Raw genomic sequence first — 9302 nt, 5'->3', positions numbered from 1 at the left:
GGGGCGCGCCCCGGGGGCGGAGGGGGGGGGGGGGGGGGGGGCCCCGCGCGGGGGGGGGGGGCCCCCCCCCACCCGGGGGGGGGGGGGGGGGGGGGGGGGGGCCCCCCCCCCGCGCCTCCAGGCGGTCACGTCCGCGCGACACGCGGCCCCGGCTAGAGTGGTCCGCATGCCCCGGGACGAACACGGACACCTGACCGCCGGCCGCATCTCCCCGTTGCGGTCCGTCCCGAAGGACATCGAGCGTCCGGAGTACGTCGGCAAGGCCGAGCCGCACGAGCACGGACTCGGCGACACGTACACCCCGGACGAGGTCGAGCGGATCCGGACCGCCGGGCGCATCGCCTCCCAGGCCATCGACGCCGTCGGCGCGGCGATCCGCCCCGGTGTCACGACGGACGAGCTCGACCGGATCGGCCACGAGTTCGTCGTCGCGCACGGCGCCTACCCCTCGACGCTCGGCTACCGCGGCTACCCGAAGTCCCTCTGCTCGAGCCTCAACGAGGTCATCTGCCACGGCATCCCCGACGACACCGTCCTGCAGGAGGGCGACCTCGTCAACATCGACATCACCGCCTACAAGGACGGGATGCACGGCGACACGAACCGCACCTTCATCGTCGGGCAGGCGTCGCAGGAGGTCGAGGACCTCGTGACCCGCACGCGACTCGCCCTCGAGCGCGGGATCAAGGCCGTCGCCCCGGGCCGGCAGGTGAACGTCATCGGCCGTGCCATCGAGGCGTACGCGAAGCGCTTCGGCTACGGGGTCGTCCGCGACTACACCGGCCACGGCGTCGGGCGGGCGTTCCACTCCGGGCTGATCATCCCCCACTACGACGCGCCGCGCTTCGACGACGTCATGGAGCCCGGCATGGTCTTCACGATCGAGCCGATGCTCACGCTCGGCGGCATCGACGCCGACATCTGGGCCGACGACTGGACCGTCTCCACTCGGGACAAGTCGTGGACCGCACAGTTCGAACACACCCTCGTCGTCACCGAGCGCGGCGCGGAACTCCTCACGGTCTCCTGACCTCCACACCGAAAGGCTCCTCATGACCTCCCTCGCAGTCGGCGTCGACATCGGCGGTACGGGCATCAAGGGCGCGATCGTCGACGTCTCCACCGGCGAACTCACCACCGACCGGATCAAGAAGGCCACGCCGGAGGGCGGGAAGCCGCACAACATCGTCGCCGTGGCCGCGTCCATCCTCGACGAGCTCGCTCCGGCGTCGGACGTGCCCGTCGGGGTCTGCTTCCCGGCGATCGTGCGCGACGGCAAGACCATGTCCGCGGCGAACGTGTCGAAGAAGTGGATCGGCTTCGAGGCCGAGGCGCTCTTCGAGAAGGAGCTCGGTCGCTCCATCCACTTCGTCAACGACGCCGACGCCGCCGGGTTCGCCGAGCAGCAGTTCGGTGCGGCGAAGGGCAAGGACGGCCTGGTCGTCGTCACGACGCTCGGCACCGGCATCGGCACGGCGCTCATCAACGACGGCGTGCTCATCGTGAACTCGGAGCTCGGGCACCTCGAGATCGACGGGCACGACGCCGAGTCGCGCGCCTCGTTCGCCGCGAAGGAGCGCGACGACCTGTCGTGGAAGCACTGGGCGAAGCGGCTGCAGAAGTACTACTCCACGCTCGAGGCCCTGCTCTCCCCGGAGCTCTTCGTCGTCGGCGGCGGGGTGTCGAAGCAGTACGAGGAGTTCCTGCCGCTGCTCGACCTGCAGGCGGACATCATCCCGGCGACGCTCCGGAACAACGCGGGCATCATCGGCGCCGCGACCCTGGCCGCGCGGAGCGCCTGACGCGCCGACGTCGCCGCCTCGCCGCGGCCTCGCCGCGGCCTCGCCGCGGATCGAACCACGAATCCGACATCGAACCGGCCCACGCCGCTGGTTCGATGTCGGTTCCGTGGTTCGACGCGGCCCCGCGCCCGGTAGACTCGTGCTCGCGAATGGGTCGGTGAGACGGTCGCGTCACTCCCCCGGGAGTGCCGAGGAACGTCCGGGCTCCACAGAGCAGGGCGGTGGGTAACACCCACCCGGAGCAATCCGCGAGACAGTGCCACAGAAAGCAGACCGCCGGCGGCGACGTCGGTAAGGGTGAAACGGTGGTGTAAGAGACCACCAGGGGTCCGGGTGACCGGATCCGCTCGGTAAACCTCGCCCGGAGCAAGGTCAGACAGAGGACGCTGAGGCTGCTCGCCGAGTCCTCGGGTAGACCGCTGGAGGCCGACGGCAACGTCGGTCCGAGAGAGATGGCCGTCACCGCCGCGCGAGCGGCGGGACAGAACCCGGCGTACGGCCGGCCCATTCGCACCCCACGCCCCTGCGCGCCGCGGGCGCCGACCGCGGCACTGTGCGCGGTTCCGTGCTGTGTGCGACGCCAGCGCACTCGCACGCCGCGCGGGACCTCGCACACTGCGCCGACGTACGGCGCGACGCGACCAGCGCACGCACGCGACGGACGGGAGGCGCGGTGCCAGCCGGCACCGCGCCTCCCGTCCGTCGTCAGGTCGCGTCTAGAGCCCGGACTCCGCCGTCCGCACCAGGATCGCGTCGCTGTCGGGGCAGAGCACGACGTCGTCGGGCGCTGCCCGCCGGATGGTCTGCAGGTCGGAGTTCGTGAGTGTCACGCCGGACGCCGTGGACACCCCGCCCTGCAGCAGCGAGGCACCGAACCCGTACCGTGCCCGCTGCCGGTCGTACAGCGCGAGGAGGTCCGCCGGCACCTTCGCGGCGACGGCGGCACGGCTCTGCGTGGCCGATTCGCGGTCGGACTCGAGCCGGGCGATCTCGGCGTCGCGCTCGGCCACGAGTCCGGCACGTGCGGCCTCGACGTCGGCGAGCTGCGCCTCGATGTCACCGACGCGGGCGCGGAAGCCGTCGAGGTTCTCCATGACCTCGAGTTCGGCCGTCTCGAGGTCCCCGATGCGGCGTTGCAGCGACTCGAGCTCGCTCTGGAGGCCAGCAGCGTCCTTCGCGCTGGAGACGTTCTGGAGCATCGTGGTGTCACGCTCCACACGGGCCTGCGCCGTGGCGGTGTCGGACTCGAGGCGGGCGAGTTCGCGCTCGGCGTCCTCGACCTCGCCGGTGGCCGCCGCGAGCTGGGCGCGCAGCCCCGCCGCCGCGGTGCCGAGCTCGGTGAGCCGGTCCCCCTTCTGCAGCGACGTGATGCGGTGCGCGATCCGGGTGACGTCGTTGTCGAGACGCTGGACGTCGAGGAGGATGACCTGGTCCTCGGGTGCTGCCTTCATGGTCAGACTCCTTGTGTGTCGGTGGTGGGTTCGGCGGCCGGCAGGACGGCGAAGTCCCACGGGTCGGTGCGGAGGTCGCTCACGGTGACGCGGACGCCCGCGGCGCGGCGGAGTTGCTCGGCGGCGACGTCGAGCCAGAGCCACTCGGTGGCCCAGTGCGAGGTGTCGATGAGGGCGGGCCCGCCGACGAGCATCGCCTGCTCGCGGAACTCGGACGCCGGGTGGTGCCGGAGGTCGCTCGTGACGTAGACGTCGGCCCCGAGCACGTCGGGGTGCCCGAGGTACGCGTCACCGGCGCCGGCGCAGAGCGCGACGGAGCGGACGGGCCGGTCGAACTCCCCCGAGACCCGGACGCCGGTCGCGGTGCCGGGCAGGAGGTCCACCAGCGCCCGGGCGAGCGCGCCGAGCGTGGTCGGTTCGGCGAGCACCCCGACGCGGCCGATGCCCGTCGACGGGTCCGCACCGGGCTCGAGCGGGCGCTGGTCGGTCAGGCCGAGCCGGTCGGCGAGCACGGCCGAGGTGCCCGTCGTCACGACGTCGGCGTTGGTGTGCGCGGCGACGAGGGCTGCCCCGCCGCGCACGAGGGTGGCGAGCACGCTGCCCTTGTAGGTCGACTCGGCGATCGTGGTGACGCCTCGGAGCAGCAGCGGGTGGTGGGTGAGCAGCAGGTCAGCGCCGAGCTCGACCGTCTCGCGGGCGGTGGCCGGGACGGCGTCGACTGCGAGGTGCACGTGCTCGACCGTCTGGTCGGGGTCCCCCGCCACGAGCCCGACGGAGTCCCAGGACTCGGCGCCGGCGGCGGGCCACAGGTCTTCGATCACGGCCTGGAGTTCGCGGAGCGTCGGCATCCCGTCAGTCTACCGAGCCGCCCGGGTCGGTCCGGGCGTCCTGTGGACGACCACGGGACCGAGCAGCACTGTGGACGACGGGCGACGCGGGGCTGCCCGGTGGATCAGCGGCGACCGAACGCGCGCATGACGACGGCGACGAAACGCGTCCACCACCCGGCGGAGGCACGGTCCTCGGATGCGACGTCGGCCGCGTGGGCCGGGTGCCCGGCGGGCGCGTGCGCGGGCGGCGCGTGACCGGCGGTCTCGGCGGCGGCGGTCTCGGCGGTCGTCGGGACGACGGCCTCCGGGAGCACGACGGGCGTGCTCGCCGTCGCGCCGGAGTGCGCCGTCAGCGCGGCGGCGAACGCGGCACGGTCGATCACGGTCGGCCCGGTCGCCGGCTGGACGAGCGGCGTCGGTCGCGTGTTCGCGGACACCGGTGAGACGACCGGGAGGGACAGCACCGGACGAGCGGGCTCGTCGCGTCCCGGCGTGGTCGCCTCGGGGGCGTCGATCGCGTCCACGACCTCGGTCGCGTCCACGAGTGCGGGAGCGGGTGCGGAGCCCGTCGGGTTGACGACGGCGGTGACGACGGCGGGTGCCGGGACGGCGGCCGACGCAGGCACGCCGGCGACCGGCACGCTGCCCGTCGCCGCACGCCGCGCCGCGGCACGGTCACGACGATCGGCCTCGAGCGCGGCATCGGCCAGCAGGTCCGCGAAGACGGAGTGGGCGAACGCCCGAGCGGCCTCGACCTCGGGGTCGCGCTGTCCGGCGACGGTGGCCTCCCACGCGGCGAGGCGAGCGAGGTCCTCGTCACGACGACGGACCTCGTCCTCGAGGATCACGATGCGCTCGATCGTGGTGCGCCCGCTGGCCGAGGACACCTCGACGGCGAGGTCCTCGATGCGGAGGGCGATGCGCTCCGGCGGTTCGGGGAAGGACGGCGCGCAGACCGCGGCGTGCCGAGCACGGTCGCGGGGGCGACGGAAGGCGGAGTCGTCGGCCGGCACACCGGCGTCGACGACGGCCGCGGCGCCGCTGGTCGTGGCGGGCTCGACGGGGGCGTCCGACGCTGCGTCCGGACGCTGCACGGGCCCGGTGACCGGCGGGACCACGAGGTCCGACAGGTACGGGGCGCGCGTCGCCGGGGCGTCACGGAGCCACTCCTCGAGCTCGCGACCGAACGGGTCGACGAGGGGGGTGCGTGCACCGGACTGCGTTTCCATGATCGAAGGATAAATATCGCAACGCTCATCTCGGCGGACATCCCCGGTGTGTCGCCGGAGTCCCTGCCATATCGCCTCGAAGGTGAACGGCGTGTCGCGGACGGTGTCAGAGCGTGCGCTCGAGGTCGTCCACGAGTGCACGGCCGGCCGGCCAGGCACCGACACCACTGGCGACGTTCACGTGGCCGAGCGCGCCGACCCGGACGACTCCGGCACCGAAGACGTCCGCGAAGGCCACGGCCCGGTCGAGCGTGCAGTACGGGTCGTCGTCGCTGACCACCAGACGCGTCGGGACCGCAGGGGCCGCCTGGGCCACCGGCTCGACGAACCCGGCCGCTGCGGCGGGGAACCCCGGCGCGAGCGGGTCCGGCGGCGCCACGAGGAAGGCACCCGCGACCGCGGCGTGTCCCCGCTGCCCGAGCCACGCGGCGACGGCGAGGACGCCCAGGCTGTGCGCGATGAGCACCGGCGGTTCGTCGACGGCGGCCACGGCGCTGGTGATCGCGCGGGACCAGTCGTCCGGGTCGGGTTCGCTCCACGACGCCGGTGCGATCCGGACGACCGCGCCCGGGTCGTCGGCCGAGCGGTCGTCCTGCCACAGCGACTGCCAGTGGTCGGGGTCGGAGTTCCAGATCCCGGGGACGATCACCCACGGTCGAGGTCTGCGCACCCTCGAAGCGTAGTGGGGGTCGGATCAGCCGTGCAGCGTGTCGCGGGGGTACTCGCCGAAGCGCGAGGCGTACGCCCCGGAGAACCGGCCGAGGTGGGCGAAACCCCACCGCACGGCGATCGCGGCGACCGTGACGTCACCCGGCGACGAGCGGCGGAGCTCCTCGCGGACGCGGTCGAGCCGGATGCCGCGCAGCATCGCGTTGGGCGCCGTACCGACCTGCCGCTGGAACGCCTGCTGGAGCCCGCGCACGCTGAGCCCGACGTGCTCGGCGACGTCGGTCGTGCTGATCGGGGTGTGAGCGAACGCGTGCATGTACTCGACGGCCTCGCGGACCCGGCCGGTGGCGCCCTGCGGCAGGGTGATGTCCGGCGCGAGCACGGTGTGCGGGAAGGTGCGGAGGAGCGCGAGGGCGGTGTCCCGGGCGGTCTCCGCGAGGACCAGCTGCGACACCGGCGCCTCACCGAGCACGGTCTCGGCGGCCCGGCGGACCTGGGCGTTCCACCCGCGGAGGTCCTCGCGACGGGGCGGCTGGGTGTGGTCGAACACGAGCGGGGCCGGCTGCGTGCCGTGCTCCTCGGCCGCCACGCCCTCGAGGAACGTGCGATCGAACTGCACCAGGCTCTGCCGGACGTCCTGCAGGTCGAAGGCGAACGGTCGACCAGTCGGGAACATCATCGGTGTGCCGGGCGTGAAGGCGACCTCTTGCCGCCCGACGTCGACGGTGCCCCCACCGTCGGCGAGCCACATCACGACGTACTCGTCACCGGACTCGAGCTCACCCTGCATCCGGGCGTCGAACCGCGTGGAGCGGAAGGACATCGTCTCGTCACCGGTGACCCGGAAGCGGTAGCTGAACGGGCGTTCCGTGCGCTCCGCCTGGAAGCCCACGCTCTCGTACGCGTCCTCGTACATCTGGATCGCCGCCTCGAGGTCGGCCCCGGACGTCTCGAAGCTGATCCTGGGGTCGGGCTCGACGTTCATCGACTGGATCGTGACACGGCGGCACGGAACCCGCGGGATGTATGCGCACGCATTGCGGATACCGGCCCACGGGCTGCGCGAAGCGGACGAACCGTTCCGTCAGACACGAGCGGCTCTCAGTGGCGTCCGCGCCGGACCGTCCACAGGTTCCGGTCCGCGACCCGTTCGTAGCGCAGGTCGTCGACCACCATCTGGACGAGCGCCAGCCCTCGCCCGCTCTCGGCCAGCGCGTCGGGGAGCTGCGCGGCGGACGGGTCGACCGGCACCGGCACGCCGTCGTCGGTCAGCTGCGCCTCGACCGCGTCCGAGCCGACGTCGAGGTGGAGCGAGCACGAGACGCCGCGACCGGCCGCGCCGTGCTCGATCACGTTCGAGGTGAGTTCGACGAGCGCGAGCTCGAGGGCCATCCGGTCCTCGGCCGAGACGGTGGGTTCGGTGTCCCACACCGTCGCGAGGAACGCGTGCACCGCTGTGACGTCGTCCGGCGGGCACGCCAGGTCGAGGCTGTGCCCACCCACGGCGGCGTTCATGCCCAGTCGGTCACCGCGGCGTCCCCGTCCGGGTACGTGCGGAGGATCTTGTCCATGTTGGAGAGCTTCAGCACCATCTCGACCTGGTCGGACGGCGCCGCGATGCGGAGGTCCCCGCCGGCCTGTCGTGCAGCCTTGAGCGACCCGACGAGCGCGCCGAGACCGGAGGAGTCCATGAACTCGACCCCGGACAGCTCGACGACCACGCGGGGCCGTCCGTCGCCGACGACCTTCGCGACGGTCTCGCGGAACGTCGGGGCCGACACCATGTTGAGTCGGCCGCTGCACTCGAGCACGGCGGCGCCGGCGTCCGCTTCGTGTACGACGATGTCCATGTCGGTGCCTCCTGGGATCGGTGCGGGGTGCACCCTGCAACCTACCGGGTCCGGGTCACGAACCCGTCGAGGCGCGTCCGGTCCGTCGCGTCGCCAGCACCTGCACGACCACGGCGGCCGCCATGAGCACCGCCATCACCGACCCCATCGCGACGGCCGTCCCGCCGAGCGCTCCCGCGAGCGGCGTGCCGAGGCCGCCGAGCCCGAACGTCAGCCCGCCCTGCAGTGCCGCTGCGGTCCCCGGGTGCGCGGCACCGACGTGCTGCGTTCGGGTCATCGCCGCCGGCAGGACGAACCCCCACGCCGCGGTCACGACGGCGAGCGAGACCCAGACCGGCACCGCGCCGGCCCCGAGCAGCGCGGACACGAGGACGCCCGTCGCGCCGAGGGTCCCGAGCGCCAGGCCGAACGACAGCAGCGCGTCCTCCGAGAACCGACCGACCACGCGGCGGAACACGAGCGTCGTGACGATCATCATCGAGGCGTTCGTGGCGAACACGAGGGTGTACATCCCCTCGGAGAACCCGAAGCCGGTCTGGAACACGAACGAGCTCGTGGCGATGTACGCGAAGAACCCGATGGTCGAGAGCACCCCGGTCAGCACGTACGCACGGAACCGCGGGATGCCCATGAGCTCGCGGATGCGTCCCCAGTTCGCACCGAGGCCCACCCCACCGCGGAACGCCCGCGGCAGGGTCTCGTGGAACCGGACGACCACGGCGACGAAGAACGCGGCACCGAGCACCGCGAGGACGACGAACATGAGTCGCCAGGTGCCGATCGTGAGCACCGCTCCCCCGGCCAGCGGGGCGACGACGGGGCCGATCGCGTTGATCGCCGCGAGGGTCCCGAACACCTTCGCCATCCGCGGCCCGTCGACCACGTCCGAGACCATCGCCCGCCCGGCGACCGCCCCGGCCGCACCCGCCAGCCCCTGGAACACCCGCGCCACGACGAGCGTCACGACGTCCGGTGCGAGCGCGCACCCGACGGAGGCGACGGCGAAGACCGCCGTGCCGACGAGCATCAGCGGACGCCGCCCGATGCCGTCGCTCACCGGTCCGGCGAGCAGCTGCCCGACGGCGAACGCGACGAGGAACGCCGTCAGGGACAGCTGCACGGCACCGGGCGTCGTGCCGAGGTCGCGTGCGATCGCCGGCAGGGCCGGGATGTACATGTCGGTCGCGAACGGCGAGACGCCGACGATCAGGGCGAGCGGCAGGATCGGTGGGAGGGCGCTCGTCCGGCTGGTCGGTCCTGTGCGCTCCGTCGTCACGTCGGCCACGCTACGCGCCCCCGAATCGATTCGACAAGGGCGGTGGTGTCGCGTTGCCGACACCGAGACGGCCAGGAGGCGGGGGGGCCCCCGGGCCCCCCCCCCCCCCGGCCCCGGCCGGGCGCGGCCCCCCCCCCCCCCCGGCCCCGCCGCGAAAACCGCGGTGTTGGGGCCCGGCCCGCGGGCCGGAAACGG

10 protein-coding genes and 1 other RNA gene are annotated in these 9302 nt (G+C 73.2%); 3 read left to right on the top strand and 8 right to left on the bottom strand.

Annotated features, from left to right (window positions below; genetic code table 11):
* The first annotated feature begins 166 nt into the window (after positions 1-166).
* The 3 genes from map (at position 167) to rnpB (ending at position 2313) form a co-directional block, all read left to right on the top strand.
* Positions 167-1030 (top strand): type I methionyl aminopeptidase, encoded by an 864-nt coding sequence (gene map, locus ACIPEP_RS00055; protein WP_402716114.1) that lies wholly within the window; start codon positions 167-169, stop codon positions 1028-1030.
* A gap of 22 nt (positions 1031-1052) precedes the next feature.
* On the top strand, positions 1053-1802 hold the full coding sequence (ppgK, locus tag ACIPEP_RS00050) for a polyphosphate--glucose phosphotransferase (RefSeq protein ID WP_402716113.1): 750 nt from the start codon (positions 1053-1055) through the stop codon (positions 1800-1802).
* A 150-nt stretch (positions 1803-1952) separates the two neighbouring features.
* An RNA gene (gene rnpB / locus ACIPEP_RS00045) (RNase P RNA component class A) lies at positions 1953-2313 on the top strand.
* Between the two features lie 205 nt (positions 2314-2518).
* On the opposite strand, the gene ACIPEP_RS00040 is transcribed toward rnpB, so the two are convergent.
* The 8 genes from ACIPEP_RS00040 to ACIPEP_RS00005 form a co-directional block, all read right to left on the bottom strand.
* Positions 2519-3253, bottom strand: a complete 735-nt coding sequence (locus ACIPEP_RS00040) for a zinc ribbon domain-containing protein (RefSeq protein ID WP_402716112.1) — start codon at positions 3251-3253, stop codon at positions 2519-2521.
* A gap of 2 nt (positions 3254-3255) precedes the next feature.
* Complete coding sequence (locus tag ACIPEP_RS00035) at positions 3256-4101, bottom strand: Nif3-like dinuclear metal center hexameric protein (protein ID WP_229086604.1); 846 nt, start codon at positions 4099-4101, stop codon at positions 3256-3258.
* Positions 4102-4205: 104 nt separating this feature from the next.
* Positions 4206-5312, bottom strand: coding sequence for a hypothetical protein (locus ACIPEP_RS00030; RefSeq protein WP_402716111.1), 1107 nt, complete (start codon positions 5310-5312; stop codon positions 4206-4208).
* A 106-nt stretch (positions 5313-5418) separates the two neighbouring features.
* On the bottom strand, positions 5419-5982 hold the full coding sequence (locus tag ACIPEP_RS00025; RefSeq protein WP_402716110.1) for an RBBP9/YdeN family alpha/beta hydrolase: 564 nt from the start codon (positions 5980-5982) through the stop codon (positions 5419-5421).
* Positions 5983-6006: 24 nt separating this feature from the next.
* Entirely contained in the window at positions 6007-6966 is a 960-nt protein-coding gene (locus ACIPEP_RS00020; RefSeq protein WP_402716109.1) for an AraC family transcriptional regulator, read from the bottom strand.
* Positions 6967-7082: 116 nt separating this feature from the next.
* A complete protein-coding gene (locus tag ACIPEP_RS00015; RefSeq protein WP_070418773.1) occupies positions 7083-7496 on the bottom strand; it encodes an ATP-binding protein in 414 nt (137 codons plus the stop codon).
* Positions 7493-7831: an STAS domain-containing protein gene (locus tag ACIPEP_RS00010; RefSeq protein ID WP_070418772.1), complete on the bottom strand. Its 339-nt coding sequence runs from the start codon at positions 7829-7831 to the stop codon at positions 7493-7495. The genes ACIPEP_RS00015 and ACIPEP_RS00010 overlap by 4 nt, the downstream gene beginning before the upstream one ends.
* Positions 7832-7886: 55 nt before the next feature.
* The gene (locus tag ACIPEP_RS00005; protein ID WP_402716108.1) at positions 7887-9107 is read right to left on the bottom strand and encodes a multidrug effflux MFS transporter; all 1221 of its coding nucleotides are present in this window, start codon (positions 9105-9107) and stop codon (positions 7887-7889) included.
* Positions 9108-9302 lie beyond the last annotated feature (195 nt).

Source organism: Curtobacterium sp. NPDC087082 (genome assembly GCF_044745045.1).
GTDB lineage: Bacteria > Actinomycetota > Actinomycetes > Actinomycetales > Microbacteriaceae > Curtobacterium.
Note: the sequence above shows the minus strand (reverse complement) of the source record. Positions and strands in the feature narration are given on the sequence as shown.

Excerpts from the sequence above, each read along its gene's own strand:
- map (WP_402716114.1), top strand. The coding sequence starts at position 167 with ATGCCCCGGGACGAACACGGACACCTGACCGCCGGCCGCATCTCCCCG.
- ppgK (WP_402716113.1), top strand. The coding sequence starts at position 1,053 with ATGACCTCCCTCGCAGTCGGCGTCGACATCGGCGGTACGGGCATCAAG.
- ACIPEP_RS00040 (WP_402716112.1), bottom strand. The coding sequence starts at position 3,253 with ATGAAGGCAGCACCCGAGGACCAGGTCATCCTCCTCGACGTCCAGCGT.
- ACIPEP_RS00035 (WP_229086604.1), bottom strand. The coding sequence starts at position 4,101 with ATGCCGACGCTCCGCGAACTCCAGGCCGTGATCGAAGACCTGTGGCCC.
- ACIPEP_RS00030 (WP_402716111.1), bottom strand. The coding sequence starts at position 5,312 with ATGGAAACGCAGTCCGGTGCACGCACCCCCCTCGTCGACCCGTTCGGT.
- ACIPEP_RS00020 (WP_402716109.1), bottom strand. The coding sequence starts at position 6,966 with ATGAACGTCGAGCCCGACCCCAGGATCAGCTTCGAGACGTCCGGGGCC.
- ACIPEP_RS00015 (WP_070418773.1), bottom strand. The coding sequence starts at position 7,496 with ATGAACGCCGCCGTGGGTGGGCACAGCCTCGACCTGGCGTGCCCGCCG.
- ACIPEP_RS00010 (WP_070418772.1), bottom strand. The coding sequence starts at position 7,831 with ATGGACATCGTCGTACACGAAGCGGACGCCGGCGCCGCCGTGCTCGAG.